The sequence below is a fragment of the Chryseobacterium phocaeense genome (assembly GCF_900169075.1).
In the GTDB taxonomy this organism is placed as follows: domain Bacteria; phylum Bacteroidota; class Bacteroidia; order Flavobacteriales; family Weeksellaceae; genus Chryseobacterium; species Chryseobacterium phocaeense.
Window position 1 is genome coordinate 537,396 of the sequence record NZ_LT827015.1, and the last position, 16,883, is coordinate 554,278.

Genomic DNA, 16,883 nt, shown 5'->3' on the forward strand with positions numbered 1-16,883 from the left:
CCATGCATCTTCTCACCAGAAATACCTTCGATATACAATGTGCTTCTTCCGGTTTCGGAAAAGAGGTGCAAAATCAATTGGGCACATTACTGGAGAAAGAATTTTACCCGAAACTTGATTATTTATTCCAACAATACGATCAGGAAACAACGGTCTGGAATATTGATCTTCTGGAAATCAACATAGAAAACATTGAAAAAAAGAACTGGAAAGAAGAGATCGTTCGTCTGTCCTTATTGCAGATAGAAGAATATTTAAAGCTTTATAAACCTCTAAACATAGAAAGTCATTTTCAATTGACGGATGATTTTCCCTTTAACAGGGAATCTGCCGGAAACTCTTTGATTTCTGTAGAACAACAGGCTGCCATTTTAGTATTCTGCTTTCTGAAAACAGGAATTTTAGAACAAAACACCATTTCTAAAGACCTGAAAACTATTTTTGAGCACATTCATATCAATGAGGATTTTGTAAACCGTTTGATTCTGTTATTCCGGCAAAATAACCAAAGCATCATGCGATGGATATTTTCAGTTCCTAAAAATGTAAAAGAAAAAATAAATGAAATTGTTTTTGATGATTTTAAAATCTCTGAAATCCTTTTAGAAGAAGTGATCCGTACTAAAAAGGTGGTTGATAAAAACATTCTGAATATTGCTGAAAAAATAAAAACGGTTCATCAGCAATCACTCTGGCTGGAATTCCTGCAATGGATGAATTGTATGGTTTCAGAAACAAAAGATCAGGAATTATATATCCGTCAGTTTTTAATGCAATCCGGAGAATACTGGAATATTTCAGAGACCGAAATAAAAGCTCTACTCAGTTATCTTATAGAAAACAAAAATAATTTCAAACCCGAAACGGTTCATTTCCATCAGTCTGTTATTGAAAAAATAGAAAATAAAGATCAGTCTGTTAATCAGAAAGAACCGGAAAAGGAGCCTGTACGTAATGATCTGAATACAAATAACTTTATAGAAAACGCAGGACTTGTTATTTTACACCCTTTTTTGAAAACCCTTTTCGAAAAATCCGGTTTGTATGAGAATGATAGCTGGAAAACAGAACTCAGCGTACAGAAAGCTGTACTGTTGACCCAATATTTAGTCACAGGAAAAGACGAAATTCAGGAGAATGAACTTTTGCTTAATAAAATTCTCTGCGGTTATGACACAGGAAAAGTAATCAATACTCAGCTGGAAATTACGGATGAAGAGAAGGAATTGTGTAAAGATCTTTTAGAAGCGGTTTTGGAGCATTGGACTGTGATGGGTAAATCATCAGTAGCCGCTTTGCAGGAAACTTTTCTGCAAAGAAATGCACGTTTGGAAGAAATCCGGGAGAACAGTTTTGAGCTCTGGGTAGAAGAAAAAGGCTTTGATATTTTATTAGATCAGCTTCCGTGGGGAATCGGGATGATAAAAACACCCTGGATGGAAGAGTTTTTAGTGTGTAACTGGTAAATGCTTTTAAAAATTCAGAAACCATGAAAGCAGAAAAAATAACGAAAAAGACAGCCGCTTCAAGAAGTTCTAAAAAATATTTTTTTGGAGCTAAAAAGAAACTGCGCGGTGCTTTAAACAAAGAAAGTAAAGCCGTTAAAAAACCTGCTGCTGCTCCCAAACCTGTAAAAAAAGAAGAAAAGGATAAAAAAGCTAAAACTCCCGCTGAATCTTTAAGAAAGCCCTTTAAAGAAATAGAAGCCACTGCAAAAAAATACCAGAAACACAAAGACCCGCAAAAGGTTTCAGATGAAAAGTATGATGCAGCACTTTTACCTTCGGAACAAGCCAATACATCCGTAGCAAACAGACATCATCTTGATATTATTCCTGACGAAAAAAAAGAATTTAAAAAATCTGCTTTTAAAGAAAAACTGCAAAAACAGATTAATGAAACGATAGAAAGTAAATCCGATGCAAAAAAAGTAGCAACAAACGGCGTGGCAAAATCTGATACGGATAAGATCTCAGAATCCTTGCAAAAAGAAAAAGAGGCAGCAGGAGGAGAAATAGAAAGCGGAACCATTGAACCTCCCAACAAACCCCTGACTCCGAAAAACGAAATTACCAGCCAGGAACCTGTTGCTTTGATTCAGGAAAAACCGGAATCCAAAACACAGACCACGCAAAAAGCCAATCTGGCTCCTGTAAAAAAAACAGAAGAGGAAACAGATTTCACGAAAGAAACCAAAACACTGGACGATCAGTATTCCCAAAACAATCTTTCTACGGAAAAACTGCAGAACAGCAATGAACCTTCCTTTATTGCGGCAGACGGGCAAAAAACCGAATCACAGGCTAAAGCACAGGAACTGACCAACACCTACAGGAAAGACGAAAATAAAGCCATTGCCGGTACCAAATCAAGCAATGAAAAAGCAATGAATGCAGCGTACGCTTCTATGCTGCAAAATAATTCTGAGGCTAAAGCTGATGTCTTTTCAAGTCAGAATGCTAAAAGTAAAGAGGAAAATGCGACAAGGGAAACAATAAGAAAAGGGCTGGACGAAATTTTTACGAGAACAAACACAAAGGTTTTAGAATATTTTAAAACCATTGATGATTATATTGAAATCGTCTTTGGAAACAAAATGTCTGAAAACTTAAACAAATTTTCTGACCGAGTTGCCGATCTGCTCGATGAAAATACAGGATTTTTTAACGAACTCGGAGCAGCAGTTACCGGAGATGAATTGCTGAGTGAAAAAAAGATCTTCGATATTGCCAAGAAAGAATTTATTGAAAACATGCAGACTCCTATCGATGATCTTGTAAAAGTTGTAGATAATTGCCTGTTTCTGGCCGCCGCCGAAGTGAAAAAGGGTAAAGCGGAGAAAGATAAATTCTGGAAACAGCAGCCGGATAAAGATAAAAAAATAGCAGGCGATATTTTCGATGAAGCCAATACGAAATTTGAAGGGCTGGAAAGCTCCATAGAAAGTAAACAGGAATCTATTATTGATGCTGTTACAGAGAAGTTCAGTGCTGCAATGGATGAGCTGGATTCCAGATTTGAAAAGGCCAAAATAGAAAATATGAGCTGGCTGGATCGTGCAATAGCCGCCGTAAAATCAGTCATCAATACCATTATTGAACTTAAAAATGCCATACAGGCGGTTGCTAAAAAGGCAGCAAAATACGCCGAAGCCATTATTGATGATCCCATCACTTTTTTTGGGAATCTTGCAGATGCAGTGGGACAGGGCTTTACCAACTTTAAAAATAATATAGACAAACATCTTATAAAAGGCGTTTTACAATGGTTAACGGGGTCAATTGGCGACGAAATTATTCTTCCGAAAGAGCTTAATTTAGAAGGGATCACAAGTCTGGTGCTTCAGATTTTAGGAATCAGTATTAAAAAAATCAAACAGCTTGTTATAGATGTTATTGGCCAGGAACGCTTTAATTTCATAGAAAAAGGAGTGGACATGGCCATTTCTGCGGGAAATAAAATACTTGATATTTTCAGAATTTTAAATGAGAAAGGCCTTGCCGGTTTGTGGGAATTTATCAAAGAAGAATTCAGTGATCTGAAAGAAATGCTGATAGAGAACGTAAAAACATTCGTGGTAGAAACCATCACCCAGAAAGCAATGGAATATTTGCTGTCATTACTGATTCCCGGAGCCGGATTTATCAGGGCTGCACAATTGCTGATAAAATTCGTGGTCACTTTATTTCAGAAAGCCGCTCAGATTGTCAAAATTATTGATGGAATTCTGGATACTTTCGGGGATATTTTAAATAAAAATCTTTCTGCAGTAACCCAAAAAGTAGAAGATGTTTTTAGTAATTTTCTTAGTCTTGCCATTAGTTTCCTGGCTGCAGTTCTCGGCCTGGATGGAATTGTAGGAAAAGTACAGAAATTTATTCAACAAAAAATAAGACCGAAAATTGATGCCGTTCTTAAAAAAATTGCCTTAAAGATCAAACAGATTGCAGAAAAAATCGGTTTGATGAAACTGATTGACAAATCCATGAAAGCTGTGGAAAAAGGCAAAGCCTGGGTAGATGACAAAAAGAAAAAAGCAAAAGATACGGCCAAAAAATATGGTGAAAAACTATTGAATTTCTTAAAAATACGAAAAACCTTCAAATCTGAAAATGGGGAAACGCATACCCTATATTTTAAAGGAAAAGATGAAAACGTAACTTTAATGGTAGCCAGTAATCCTAAAACGTTCACCGACTTTTTAAAACAAATAGGAACTGTAAAAGGGAACAAAGCTAAAGTTAAAAAAGATGCCGAAACAGAATTTGATGCATTACAGACTGCTTTATCGAAAAAAAACATGGGCGCTACAGATGAAGAATACAAAACCGAACAGACCAAAAAATACGAAAAAGTAACCCAGCATGTCACTACTTTAAGCAATTATATGCCGCCTCTTTTTGATATTGAAGGGATCGGAAAATTTGAATTAAATTTCGGATCTTTGAATAAAAGCGGATACGGAACCAAAATGGAAGTTAAAAATCTGCATAAATCTACAAAACCGCCTATCGGCTCTGTTCCGGGAGTTTCCAATGATTCTTATGATACCTTGCGTAAGAAAAGAAATGGAGGGTCTACCTATTATATTTTAGGACACTTGCTAAACCATAACCTGGGAGGAAGCGGGAATGATTTCAGAAATCTCACGCCGTTAACCCGTAAAGGAAACAAAGATCATAATGTGGATATTGAAGAAAAAGTAAAAGAAGATTTGAAGGTTGGGAAAGTAATTAATTATACTGTGGTACCTAATTATGGTTCGCTCAATGAAGTAAAAAGAAAACCTGCCAATTTATCTGCTAAAAAGAAAATTGTTGTAGATGCAGAAGAAAAAACTCCGGTAACGGTAAACTATATTTTTGAATCCTGGGATAAAGAGAAACCAACTGAAAAATTCTCTAAAACAGATTCATTTAATAATGAAACAGATTTTAAAAACGGTACTTACGAAGATTAGTTCTGAATCAGGATTTATTTTTACCATTTAAATTTTATTTATGCCATTCAAAGCCCTTAAAAAATACATTATTTCTCAACTCACAGACGAAAAAGCCACTGAGAATTTCGATTTTCAGAATTCGTTTTCAGAAGCTCTGGGTAGAGAAACTTCGCATGAAGAAGCGGTGGTATTGCTGATTGCTTTGGTTCCCCATGTTTTGCCGGGTTTTTTCGATGAGGTGATCAAAGAAGTATATCCTGAAGGTGGAGACTTCCCGGAATTAGGCGGAATAAGAACAGAAAGCCACAGAGGAATGCTTCCAACCGGAGAAACCATACAGTGTATTTTAGGAGGAGAGGATATTAATAGCCGTCTGCTTATTCAACAGTTATTTTCGCAGCATCACTGGTTCTTCAAAGAAAATATTCTCTATCTGGATGATGTGAAAACCGGAGAACCTGAAATGAGCGGAAGAATTATCCTTACCCCAGAAACGGTGCATCTGCTTTTTTTCGGAGAAAAATTAAAACCGAAATTCAGCATCCATTTTCCTGCTAAAGAAGCTCATACCAATATGGAATGGGCAGATCTGGTTGTCAATACTACGGTTCATTCGCAGATCAACCAGATTAAGCTTTGGATAAAACACCATCAGACTTTAATGGAAGACTGGGGCATGAAAAAACAGATACTTCCCGGCTTCAGAGCTTTGTTTTATGGTCCTTCAGGAACAGGGAAAACCCTCACGGCAAGTCTTTTGGGGAAAGAGTTCAACAGGGATGTTTACAGGATAGATTTGTCTCAGGTTGTATCAAAATATATTGGCGAGACAGAGAAAAATTTAGAAAAAATATTTACGCTTGCCGAAAATAAAAACTGGATTTTGCTGTTTGATGAAGCAGATGCGCTTTTTGGGAAACGGACCAACGCAAAATCTTCCAATGACCGGTACGCCAATCAGGAAGTGAGTTACTTACTGCAACGGGTGGAAAGCTTTAACGGTCTGGTTATCCTTACGTCCAATTTTAAAAATAATATTGACGATGCTTTTTTAAGAAGATTCAATATCATTGTTAAATTTTCAAAACCTACGGTAGAAGAAAGAATAAAACTCTGGAACAATATGATCCCTGAAAATATTTCTGTTGATGGTGACCTGATTAACCAATTGGCTACAAATTATGAACTGACAGGAGCGCAAATTACTTCAGCTCTTATGAATTCTTCCTTACTGGCCATTGAAGAACAGACAGATGCTCTTTCCAAAGACCATTTATTATGGGGCATAAAAGCTGAATATGATAAAGAGGAAAGGCAGTTTAATCCTGATTGTTAGAACGTATTGCGGTATTAAGATGATTGTTATTTTGCATCGCTTCATCTGATGATGGATTAAACAGAAGCTATAATTTGTATTTTTGCTTTATCCAAAGTAAAAAATATGGCATTAATAAATGATCTGGGCAAAATTATTGTTTTCTTGTTTTTACTGCTGAGCATTTTCCTGATCACGGCAAAATCGCCGAGAAAACTGCCCAACTATTTATTTGCTGCCTTCCTGCTGGTTTCCGTTGTTGATCTTTCCGGCTTTTTTCTTCCTCCTTCTGACAATAACCTGATCAAAGGGTTTAAATTATCAAGTATCCTGCTTCAGATGCCGCTCTATTATCTGTATGTGAATTCGGCCTGCTATTACAATTTTACGATCAGCAGAAAACATCTTCTGCATGGAATCCCATTCTTATTTTTTTTCGGATGGTTCGGTTTGGTGGGAGTTACAGGCCAGAATGACCAGGTATTTGACATTGTATCTACCATTCAGTATTACGGTTATATTGTTGCTGTATTTTGGGCGTTAAGGACTTTCAGAAAACTATACCAGGAAAATTACTCAAGCCAGCATGATCTTACTTATAAATGGTTACTGCGGACTACCATTCTTTTTTTGATCGGAAACTGCTTTGTAATGCTCAGAGGTTTTGTGAGGACTGATCAGACCTCCTTTTTAATGCTGTATACCTTTACCTCCCTGTATGTGCTGTTTGTGATCAGCTGGTTTGTGCTCAATGCCCTGTACCGTCCTAACCTTCTGGCCGGGATCAATAAGGATTTAATTCCTGTAGAGACAGCTAACGTCCCCAAAGAAGAACCAGAACAGCTGAAAGTTCTTTTGAAGTTTATGGAAACCGAAAAACCCTATCTGGATGATAAACTTACCCTGCAAAAACTGGCTAAACTGACCGACCTCCAGGAAAAACAATTGTCGGTACTGATCAACCAGCATACCGGAAAACACTTTTTTGATTTCATTAATGAGTTTAGAATCAATGATGCGAAAAAGCTTCTGAAAGACCAATCTCAATTAACCGTGCTGGAAATCTTATATGAAGTAGGCTTCAATTCGAAATCTTCATTTTATACCGCCTTTAAAAAAGAAACGGGCATAACACCTACAGATTACAGAAAATCAGTAGGTTAGAATGAGTCCGACTTTAAACCGGACTGATTTTCAAAATAAAAAGAGTCCGTTTTCCGGTATCCGGATGTTTAAATTGATTTAAAAGATCAGATTTGCTTCATTAAAAATTCAAAACATATGAAGCCAATAATTAAACTTACTTTATTCCTTTTTTTCGTACTGACTTTTGGAATACTCTCCGGACAAAACAGCAAAAATAATGAGACCAGAAATGTAGATTCTCTTATTAACATTTATACTCAGAAGAATGCTCCCGGAATGGCTGTAGGAATTATAAGAGACCGAAAAATTATTTACAAAAGAACATACGGGCTGGCCAATCTTGAAGACCGTACTCCTATAACAGACTCCACTGCTTTTGATATCGCATCGGTTTCCAAACAATTTACCGCATTTGTAGCTCTTTTAGCAGAACAGGAAGGTAAACTGTCATTTGAGGATGATATCCGGACCTATCTCCCGGAATTGGCGCATTTACCTTATAAAATTACAATACGGCAACTGGCTAATCATACCCATGGCCTGCCTGATTTCACAAGCATCAAAAGATTACAGGGATTTGGAGATGAATTCCGGGTGACCAATACGGAAGCGGTAAAGACCGTTTTAGCCATTAAAAGCATCAATTTTCAACCTGGCAGCCAGTATCGGTATAATAACACTGGATTTATGTTGCTTGCTGAGATTCTTCACCGGGTTTATAAAAAAGAGTTCAACCAGATTCTCAGAGAATATATTTTTGATCCGCTTAAAATGAATCATTCCATGGCAGTAGATGATCCGGAGAAAATTATTCCGAATAAAGCTGAATCTTACCGGAAAAATGCTGCTGCGTATTCTAAATATCCTCTTGGGCAGATGGAGAACGGTTCTTCAAATATTTTCACAACGCTTGATGACCTGTGTGTATGGGCTGCTAATTTTCAGAAACCTCTCATCGGCAGCAGGGAAATGTACAATACAATGCAGCAAAATACCATGCTGAATACAGGAGAAAGAGTAGAGTACGGCCTGGGACTGCAGACAGGAACTTATAAAGGTCTGGATATTGTTTTTCACGGTGGGGGTACTGCAGGGTACAGATCCTATATTCTGCATATTCCGGCGCATCATTTATCAATTGTACTGGCCGGGAATAATGGAGCTTTTGATGGTTTATTCATTGCCTACGGACTGGTTGATGTATTGCTGGGAGCGCATCAGATTATTTCTCCCCCGGCTGTAAAACCACATTATACCTCTGCCGAACTGAAGAAATTTGAAGGAATGTATGAAATTGATCCCGGAAATTATATTGAGGTATCAACTGATGGGAAGAACCTGTATTTTAGTAGTGATCAAACACCTTTACCCGTGATGGAAGACCGTCAGTTTGGAATTCCTGCAATACCAACCGGAACCCTTACATTTCAGACAAATTCACTGATTTACAGCGTTGGGGATTTTAAATTTGCGTGTAAAAAAGTGATGTTAAAGCCTCAGAAAGAAGTACATTTAAATCTTAATCAATTTGTCGGATTCTATAAAAACGAGGATTTTAATACGGTATATCAATTGGTGGTAGAAAACAATAAACTGATTGCCAGACACCCGATAAATCCGGATATCACGCTATATCTTTCAAATGCAAAAAGAGCTTATTCTTATAGATCATTCTTTGGAAGGATTGATTTTAAAAGAGATAAAAATCAGACTATTACCGGATTTATGCTGTCAGGTTCCAACTTCAGTCATGTTGAATTCAAAAAGATAAAATAGGCAGATGTGAAATTCAGAAAGTCATTGTAATGGCTTTCTGAATTTTTTTGTATATCCGGAGTTTATCAGTATTTTAGTGATGTCCATTAAAATCCGATGTCACAAAAGAAATTCATTCTCCTTTCCATTCTTAAGGCATGGTTTATAGCTACCCTCACTTCTTTGGGAGCTCTGATTATTTACATGGCTATTACCAAAGCTCCTGTACAGGATGGGCATCCCAGAAACTGTGATATGAGCGGCCTGGCTTATGGGATTCTGATCTTCTGGATTTTGACTTTGAGTATTATTTCCTTCAGCAGTCTCTTTTCTCTTTTAAAAACATTTCGGGGAAATGCCAAAAGAATGTTGTGCTGGTTTTTGCTCCCGGTTCTTTTTGCCGGCTTTTATTTTGTGGGAATCTCAGATGGAGATATTGACAGGGAGTCGGTTGCGTTTTTCCTGATGGCTAATCTGCCGTGGTTCGTAATCTGGGGATTGTATTATTACAGATGTATTTCTTTATATAAGTAAACTGAGTTTGGAATAGACATTTCTGTTTTTATAGTCTTGTCACGAAGTTTGAAGATGGAAGAGGGAAGTAGCTGAAGTCTGAAAACAGAACTTTAAAGCAATTTTATTAATTTTTAAAGCCAGCTTGTCTGATATGAGCTTCCATCCTCCCTCGTCCAGCTTCCAGCCATTTGATCTTTAATTTCTTACCCCGAACCAGGTTAAATAATAATAGTATCATTCAAAAATTACCCATAAATTTCTTAATGTTGCAGATCATAAACATAAGCCTCTACAATTCGGAAATTATATGAAAAAACTATACCTTATCTTCATAATGACTATTCTCGGGAGTTTCCTGCAAGCCCAACCCGTCACTTTAAAATCTGTAGATGCGGAGAAAGAATTCAGGCTGAAACTGTATTATGGAAATGGCGGAAAAGGAGCTTTTGTACAGTATGAGGGGAAGAAAGAGATAATTCCGTTAAGGGTCAAAAGCTACAGGCTGGATACCATTTCAGGAGGTCCCGGTCAGCCTGCTAAACATTATTTTGTATGGGACGAAATGGTCAACGGAAAATTTAACGGAACATATAAAATGCTGCAAATGCAGAACTATATTGCTGATGCAACTTATATAAGAGCAACAGACTTCAGGCATTTCAACCTTGAACTGGTAGAAGAAGAGGGAGATCCGGATGGCGATGATCAATACCTGCTCCATGGTGCGAAAATCTCTTTCAACCATTTTTACAATAACAAACTCCTGATTGAATATCCCGACGGGAAAAAAATGAACGCAGAGCTCCCTTTTCCGGACAGTCCGGATGCTGCGCAGCAAAGTATAATTGAAGATTATAGTTTTGACGGTTACGATGATCTTGCATTTACCATTCCGGACGCAGGTATGGGGGTGTACAGCATGTTTACCATTTATCTCTATAATCCAAAATCAAAACGGTTTGGAACTGTTTAAGGAACCTGATTATTCAAAATCATCATGCTCGTGCCTATGCGATGTATCTGTAGACAAAGAGCAGAAAGTGCTGTACACCGGCTGCAGAGGAGGGGCTTCATGGCATCAGGACGCTTACCGTTTTGATAAAAATGGCTTGTTGAGATGGGTGGCATCACAGAAACAGGAAGAATAGGGCAGGCAGAGAATGGGCAATGATGAATGGTTAACGGTGAATGGTGAATTGGGAAATTACAGAATCAAGAGTAAAGAGTAAAGAGTAAAAAGTAAAGATTTTAGATATCAGATATCAGATATCAGATTTGAAAGTGTGAGCGGTGAATTTTATTTTGCGGTTGAATGGTGGCTTCGAGAGCCTCTGCCACCAGCTGGCAATCATCGTTTATGCATATCATCATTCATATATTTCCGGAATGATAACCCTCAACACTAAAAAACCTCAAACGCTCAAACCCTCTCACCCTAAAACGCTCTCACCTAAACGCTCTCAATTTTTGTAAAACAAAAATTACTGCCAAGAGACAGTAATCAGAAGATCAGCGGTATAATGCTTCAATCGTTTGTGTGTTTTTTTATAGAAATTCTGAAATGCTGACCTTTTAAGGGCTGCATTAATCCGGCCGTTGTTATCATATTTTCAGTCTGAATCAGCCCTCGCGGGTTGAGTTATTTACGATAAAAACTTCTAGCGAAATCTATTTTAACATGACCGAATTGTTTTTTGGCAGCTCTTTTATTTCATGGTTGTTGATTCTATATTGAAAATGAGTGTACTGTGAAAGCTACACAAAACTGCCCCAGCACTTTTTTACTAACAAATTTAAACCAAGGGGTGTTGATTGCTACTACACTTTTGTGTAGATTTGCTTATGGATGAAAAAGACTACACTTTTGGGTAGGTATTTTGTTGATTGTACACAGTATATGGAAGAAATAAACAGATTTTTTAACGATAAAAATGATGTCCGTAATGATGCTGAAATAGACCGCAGCCAGGTCGGGGAATACCTGGAAGCGATCAAAGCATTTTCCAGACTTACGTATCAGAGCCTGTATGTGGTAGACTACCAGACCAGAGGATTTGATTATGTCTCTGAAAATCCCCTTTTTCTCTGCGGAAAATCTTCGGAAGAAGTAAAAGAAATGGGGTACGCTTTTTATTTTCAGAATGTAAAGCCTGAAGATGTGGAGCTCCTGATTAAAATCAATGAAGCCGGATTTAATTTTTATGATAAAATTCCGGTGGCCGAAAGGAAACTGTATTCCATTTCTTATGATTTTAATCTGATTAACGGCAAAAGAAATATGGTTCTGGTCAATCATAAGCTGACCCCCATGTTCCTTACAGAAGAAGGGAAGATCTGGAAAGCATTATGTATTGTTTCGCTTTCGAGCAGTACTTCGGCAGGAAATATTGTGATCAGCAAGGAAGGTTCGCAAAACCTTTGGAAATATACTCCTGAAACTGATCTGTGGTTAAAAGATGAAAAAGTAAAACTTTCGCAAAGAGAATCCGAAATCCTGAGTCTTTACGCCAGTGGGCTTACCATCAATGAAATTGCAGATAAAATATTTATTTCCGCAGATACTGTAAAGTTTCACAGGAAAAAACTCTTTGAAAAAATTGGAGTCAACAATATTGCCGAGGCATTGGCATATGCTAAAACCAACAAACTGCTCTAAAATAATTTTCATCAATACCGTTTTTTTACGGTATTTTTTATAAGCTCTTTTTTTGTTCGGATTTAGGTCTGATATTTGCACTGGGTAGCCAAACTAGATGACCTATTTTTATTTATGAAAAACATATCTGTGAAAAAAACATTTTTATATGCCTGTTTTTGTGCTGCAATGCTGGTTTCATGTAAAAAAGAAATTGACAAAATAAGCGATACTTTAAAAGATACCGTTTCTTCCTCAGAAACTCCGGGTGTAGAAAAAGATTCAGTAAAGAAAGATTCCGTTGTACAAAAAGAATCTGTGCCCCCTGCCATGCAGGAAAATGGATTCTACAATGCATTAGCCCTTCCGAAAGATAAGAAGCTGAGAGATTCCGTATATGCAGAATTCAGCAAGAAATATAACGAAAAGGAACGCTATGCGATCCTGGCATTAAACAGACTGGATTCTAAAAATAAATGGAACTCCGACACGCTGGTAGTGCCTGCTAAAATAGACACAACATTGATGTCTTATTCACCTTTTCCTATGCAGCTTGATATCTTAAGCGGAGTGAAAAAGTTTGTGATCTTTTCCTATCCTATACAGGCTTACGGGGTTTATTCCAACGGAAGCCTTGTGAAATGGGGCCCAACGAGTATGGGAAAAAAAGCTGCACAGACGACCCGCGGACTTACCTTTGCCAACTGGAAAAAGAAACTATCGATCTCCACGGTAAGCAGCGAGTGGAAACTTCCGTATAATTTCAATATTCATAACACCGGCGGTATAGGATGGCATCAGTATGATCTTCCGGGATATCCGGCTTCACACTCATGCTTACGTTTGCTGATGAAAGATGCCCAGTGGCTGTATTCCTATGCAGATACCTGGATTCTGAATCCGGGAGGAGCCACTACCAAAGCCAAAGGAACTCCTGTAATGGTATTCGGGGATTATAAATGGGGTGGAAGAAAACCCTGGAGAAAACTCCTGGATGATCCCAATGCGAATAATATTTCCGTAGAAGAAATGACCAAACTCCTTGAACCTCATGTTGATAAAATGATCAAAGAACAGGATAACAGGGAAAAAGTAGCTGATTCTATCAAAACGGCCAAAGCTATGGCATTACCGGAGCAAACCGAAAAGCCTGCTGAATTGCCTGTTAATTAGGCTGAAAACTTAAGAAGAAGGCAGGAAACTGGTAGGGGATTAAATAATTTCTGATCAAATCTTCGGATTAATCTATTTTCTTTTCAAACTGGACCGTAGATTCTTCAGCGAATTTTCTAAGCTTAAGCATCTCTTCCTTACCTTTATGCTGTCCGAATCTGGCAGCGGCATAGGTAAGAAGAATACAGAATATCATAACGAACGAAGCGCTCAGTGCCCACGGGTACTCGGCGCTTTTTATCTGCTTTTCCACATAATACATGCTGAAAAACGTCATCCACAGAATAGAAAATGAAAAATAAAGAAACATAAAGAATGTCCAGACTGCCGAACTCGGCCCGAATATGCCCCGGATTGTGGTTTCATCGTCCTCAATTTCTATCCGTAAGGCTAATCTGGGTTTCCAGTAGCTGTCGTATTCCGTCTGAACCCATATGGTTGCCACTTCTTTATTGATGTTTCCGGAAAATTCATTTTTATGATCGGCGAGGTATTTTTTCAGGTTTTCAGCATATTCTTCTTTGGTAAGATGGGTAAACATCTTAAACCTTGGGCGGGTTCTAATTTTATCTATTGTGCTTTCTTCTGTTTTCATAGGCTATTCTTGGTATGGGATAGGATCTTCCAGAACAAAATTAAATGTCATTTCCTTATTTTTTCTTGTGATGACCATCGTGATGTTTCTTCCTTCCTCAGATTTCATCAGTTCCAGAATTTTTTCCATGGTCATGTCAGCAGTCCGGCTTCCGTTGATGGAAATAATCCGGTCATCTTTTTTCAGGCCGACATTAAATGCAGGAGAGTCTTTACGGACCCCGGCTACAGAAAAGATAGGTTTTAATGTAAATTTGTACTGGAAGTTATTGGATATGGGAATGTCTGTACCTGAGGAAACCTGTGATACATGTTTGGGCTCAATTTTCACGCGGTCTTCGTGCCACTCCAGGCCATCCTGTCTGAAGTCCAGCCCGCTCATATTAAAATGAAAAGGATCGTTGTAATTCTTGTTTTTTTTCAGGTATAATTTTTTTCCGGGATAATCAAAAACCGTTGTAAACCTGCGCATAATTTCCCCTCCTACAGATCCTTTCCGGTCCTTTACAAGGTTGACGTGCTGGATAGAGTATTCATCGGGCATCGAGGTGAGAGGCTTTTCAAATTTAAAATCTTTAAGATAAAAATTGTGAATCCGGCTTCTTTTACCGTAAATATCTCCATTGAAACCCCGACCAAGATAATCGTCAATATTAGGCCTGTTATATACAAAGTCTTTGATAAGGGTAGGGAAGAGCCATATGGCATCACTGTTTCCAAGGTCTATTAACAGTTTAGAGCTTTTCTTTTCATTGGTCATTTCTACATCGGCATGGATGTAAGGTTTGTCCTTTTCTATGCTCATGGGCAGCTCATCAAACTTGCGGACTTTCTTCTTAAAGACTTCCGGATCCTGGTAAATCGTTATTTTTTTTGATACGTAATCTATTGAGATCGGGTGGTTCTTAAAAAAATGATATCCTATAACACCGTTTACCGGAACTCCGATGTGTGAAGAGATGTTGAATTCCTCATCAATTACAATGAATAAAAGCATTGATGAATTGATCACATGTTTGCCTATTTTTCCTATATTACGGTCAGATTTAAAGCCGTCGATACTCAAATTTCCCCCGAGTCCTGAAAATTTCATCTTTTCTATGTTCTCCAGCTTCACTTCCTGATTATCCAGGCTGAAAAGAATCGTCTCTGCTACTCCAGTATCCAGTAAAAAAGTCAGTTCTGCACCATTTACGTTGATAGGAATTAAAATAAGATTGTTGATAAGCCTAAAAGGGATCACTACTTTCTTTGCGTTGATGACCTCAAAAGAGTTCTGGGCACTCAGAAAAATGCTAAGGAACAATACCAGAAAAAATAGCTTTATTTTCATTTACTGAATTTAGTGAAATAATCCCTAATATCAATAAAAAAACATTCCAAATACTGGAATGCTTGTATAAACTTCAATGAATTTGAGTGTTTTGGATGAATTTTTATAATCCTATGTTCTCGGGGTTATTTTGAAAAGAAATCCATAAGGTCCATATAATTCTTCTGATTCACACCATGGCCGCTCATATATTCCCGGAAGGTAAAATAACAGCTCAGATCATAGAGAAGATCCGCTGCTTTTCTGCCCCACTCTAACGGGATCACAGCATCATCGGTTCCGTGGGATATAAAAAAGCGAAGGCTTTCCAGTTTCTTTTTGTCCTTTACGATATTGTCCAGCAGCTTTTCTTCAGGATAACTGCTCAGACAGGCCACATAATTAAACATATCCGGATGTTTTAATGCCAGGGCATAACATAATATTCCTCCCTGGCTGAATCCGCATAAATGTACCTTGCCCTCGGTGAGTCCATAATGATTCACGATTTTCAATATGCTTTCCAATGCACTGTCCAGTGATTCTTTAGCCTGGGGAAGATCAATAAAGTTCTCCGCATTATTAAAATCAATATCAAACCATGAATAGCCTTCAAACTGGGTGTCCCTTGGAGCTCTGAAACTTACGATCAGCCAGTCGGTAGGAAGGGTTTCCCTGAAGCTGAAAAGATCCTGTTCATTGCTGCCATAGCCGTGAAGCATGAAAAGTACGGTGGTATTGGGAGTGATATGTTCCGGTTCTCTTACGATATAATCTAAATTCATACAGCAAATATAATTATAAATCATATTGTGAACGTTCAAAACCGTTTCCTTTTTTTGTCCTTGATGACGGGCAGATGCTACGTTCCGGCAAGGATTTATTCTGTAATTATGCTTTTTGTTGATTTGATATTATTTGGAAATCTTTATTGGAAATTTTTCATAAAAGTTATTTTTATATTAATAAAAAACTTATATTTGAAACATTAAAAATCTATTTGGAGAAATGAAGCAATTTTACAAATCAAAAAGTTTACTTAGACTTTCTTTTTTATTCGTTCTATTATTTTCTGTCATTACCGTAGTTAATTCTTGTAAAAAAGATGATGATGATGAGGAATTTAAAGACCATGTTGTTCAATTTGAAGTGAAAACGACTACCGGAGGTGTTATTAAAGCTATTGTAACACAGGTGGGAACTACTAAAACTGATGTTTTCGATCCTACAGGAACTACCTGGACAAGTGGAGAATTTTTCGTGAATTCCAGCCAGGCACAGCTTAATCTTGATGCGAGAGCAGAGCTTCCGGATGCAGATTCAGAATTGGTGGCCAATCTTTGGATAGACGGCGAAATCGTGAGAACCGATAAGAAAAAAGGAGCAGGTCCGTTGGTAGCTTCCATTGATTACAGCTTCTTAGAATTATAAAATTATTCACCGATATATAAAAAAACCGCTTTTTTAAGCGGTTTTTTTGTTTTCTTAGAATTAG

Annotated in this window: 14 protein-coding genes; 11 read left to right on the forward strand and 3 right to left on the reverse strand. The window is 37.6% G+C overall.

Features of this window, described 5'->3' with window-relative positions; all coding sequences use genetic code 11:
• The first annotated feature begins 2 nt into the window (after nucleotides 1-2).
• The 10 genes from B7E04_RS09240 (at nucleotide 3) to B7E04_RS09285 (ending at nucleotide 13,482) form a co-directional block, all read left to right on the forward strand.
• Entirely contained in the window at nucleotides 3-1,466 is a 1,464-nt protein-coding gene (locus B7E04_RS09240) for a contractile injection system tape measure protein (RefSeq protein WP_080778380.1), read from the forward strand.
• A gap of 23 nt (nucleotides 1,467-1,489) precedes the next feature.
• Nucleotides 1,490-4,960 carry a phage tail protein gene (locus B7E04_RS09245; RefSeq protein WP_080778381.1) on the forward strand — a complete coding sequence of 1,157 codons (3,471 nt, stop codon included), beginning with the start codon at nucleotides 1,490-1,492 and terminating at the stop codon, nucleotides 4,958-4,960.
• 40 nt (nucleotides 4,961-5,000) lie between these two features.
• Complete coding sequence (locus tag B7E04_RS09250) at nucleotides 5,001-6,278, forward strand: ATP-binding protein (protein WP_080778382.1); 1,278 nt, start codon at nucleotides 5,001-5,003, stop codon at nucleotides 6,276-6,278.
• A 105-nt stretch (nucleotides 6,279-6,383) separates the two neighbouring features.
• Nucleotides 6,384-7,421 carry a helix-turn-helix domain-containing protein gene (locus tag B7E04_RS09255; protein WP_080778383.1) on the forward strand — a complete coding sequence of 346 codons (1,038 nt, stop codon included), beginning with the start codon at nucleotides 6,384-6,386 and terminating at the stop codon, nucleotides 7,419-7,421.
• 117 nt (nucleotides 7,422-7,538) lie between these two features.
• Nucleotides 7,539-9,179 (forward strand): serine hydrolase domain-containing protein, encoded by a 1,641-nt coding sequence (locus B7E04_RS09260; protein WP_080778384.1) that lies wholly within the window; start codon nucleotides 7,539-7,541, stop codon nucleotides 9,177-9,179.
• 96 nt (nucleotides 9,180-9,275) lie between these two features.
• Nucleotides 9,276-9,692, forward strand: a complete 417-nt coding sequence (locus B7E04_RS09265) for a hypothetical protein (RefSeq protein ID WP_080778385.1) — start codon at nucleotides 9,276-9,278, stop codon at nucleotides 9,690-9,692.
• Between the two features lie 289 nt (nucleotides 9,693-9,981).
• The gene (locus B7E04_RS09270; RefSeq protein ID WP_139785372.1) at nucleotides 9,982-10,647 is read left to right on the forward strand and encodes a hypothetical protein; all 666 of its coding nucleotides are present in this window, start codon (nucleotides 9,982-9,984) and stop codon (nucleotides 10,645-10,647) included.
• The gene (locus B7E04_RS09275; RefSeq protein ID WP_080778387.1) at nucleotides 10,634-10,822 is read left to right on the forward strand and encodes a hypothetical protein; all 189 of its coding nucleotides are present in this window, start codon (nucleotides 10,634-10,636) and stop codon (nucleotides 10,820-10,822) included. Before B7E04_RS09270 ends, B7E04_RS09275 begins: the two co-directional genes overlap by 14 nt.
• 749 nt (nucleotides 10,823-11,571) lie before the next feature.
• On the forward strand, nucleotides 11,572-12,330 hold the full coding sequence (locus B7E04_RS09280; RefSeq protein ID WP_080778388.1) for a response regulator transcription factor: 759 nt from the start codon (nucleotides 11,572-11,574) through the stop codon (nucleotides 12,328-12,330).
• 129 nt (nucleotides 12,331-12,459) lie between these two features.
• Complete coding sequence (locus B7E04_RS09285; RefSeq protein ID WP_228439877.1) at nucleotides 12,460-13,482, forward strand: L,D-transpeptidase; 1,023 nt, start codon at nucleotides 12,460-12,462, stop codon at nucleotides 13,480-13,482.
• Nucleotides 13,483-13,549: 67 nt separating this feature from the next.
• Here the strand turns inward: B7E04_RS09285 and B7E04_RS09290 are convergent, their stop codons facing one another.
• The 3 genes from B7E04_RS09290 to B7E04_RS09300 form a co-directional block, all read right to left on the reverse strand.
• Entirely contained in the window at nucleotides 13,550-14,077 is a 528-nt protein-coding gene (locus tag B7E04_RS09290) for a hypothetical protein (RefSeq protein ID WP_080778390.1), read from the reverse strand.
• 3 nt (nucleotides 14,078-14,080) lie between these two features.
• Complete coding sequence (locus tag B7E04_RS09295) at nucleotides 14,081-15,409, reverse strand: PDZ domain-containing protein (protein ID WP_080778391.1); 1,329 nt, start codon at nucleotides 15,407-15,409, stop codon at nucleotides 14,081-14,083.
• A 125-nt stretch (nucleotides 15,410-15,534) separates the two neighbouring features.
• The gene (locus B7E04_RS09300) at nucleotides 15,535-16,173 is read right to left on the reverse strand and encodes an alpha/beta hydrolase (protein WP_080778392.1); all 639 of its coding nucleotides are present in this window, start codon (nucleotides 16,171-16,173) and stop codon (nucleotides 15,535-15,537) included.
• Nucleotides 16,174-16,396: 223 nt separating this feature from the next.
• On the opposite strand from B7E04_RS09300, the gene B7E04_RS09305 reads away from it, so the two are divergent.
• A complete protein-coding gene (locus B7E04_RS09305; RefSeq protein ID WP_080778393.1) occupies nucleotides 16,397-16,819 on the forward strand; it encodes a hypothetical protein in 423 nt (140 codons plus the stop codon).
• The last annotated feature ends 64 nt before the right edge of the window (nucleotides 16,820-16,883 follow it).

Excerpts from the sequence above, each read along its gene's own strand:
- B7E04_RS09270 (WP_139785372.1), top strand. The coding sequence starts at position 9,982 with ATGAAAAAACTATACCTTATCTTCATAATGACTATTCTCGGGAGTTTC.
- B7E04_RS09240 (WP_080778380.1), top strand. The coding sequence starts at position 3 with ATGCATCTTCTCACCAGAAATACCTTCGATATACAATGTGCTTCTTCC.
- B7E04_RS09295 (WP_080778391.1), bottom strand. The coding sequence starts at position 15,409 with ATGAAAATAAAGCTATTTTTTCTGGTATTGTTCCTTAGCATTTTTCTG.
- B7E04_RS09245 (WP_080778381.1), top strand. The coding sequence starts at position 1,490 with ATGAAAGCAGAAAAAATAACGAAAAAGACAGCCGCTTCAAGAAGTTCT.
- B7E04_RS09280 (WP_080778388.1), top strand. The coding sequence starts at position 11,572 with ATGGAAGAAATAAACAGATTTTTTAACGATAAAAATGATGTCCGTAAT.
- B7E04_RS09255 (WP_080778383.1), top strand. The coding sequence starts at position 6,384 with ATGGCATTAATAAATGATCTGGGCAAAATTATTGTTTTCTTGTTTTTA.
- B7E04_RS09305 (WP_080778393.1), top strand. The coding sequence starts at position 16,397 with ATGAAGCAATTTTACAAATCAAAAAGTTTACTTAGACTTTCTTTTTTA.
- B7E04_RS09250 (WP_080778382.1), top strand. The coding sequence starts at position 5,001 with ATGCCATTCAAAGCCCTTAAAAAATACATTATTTCTCAACTCACAGAC.
- B7E04_RS09265 (WP_080778385.1), top strand. The coding sequence starts at position 9,276 with ATGTCACAAAAGAAATTCATTCTCCTTTCCATTCTTAAGGCATGGTTT.
- B7E04_RS09260 (WP_080778384.1), top strand. The coding sequence starts at position 7,539 with ATGAAGCCAATAATTAAACTTACTTTATTCCTTTTTTTCGTACTGACT.
- B7E04_RS09290 (WP_080778390.1), bottom strand. The coding sequence starts at position 14,077 with ATGAAAACAGAAGAAAGCACAATAGATAAAATTAGAACCCGCCCAAGG.
- B7E04_RS09300 (WP_080778392.1), bottom strand. The coding sequence starts at position 16,173 with ATGAATTTAGATTATATCGTAAGAGAACCGGAACATATCACTCCCAAT.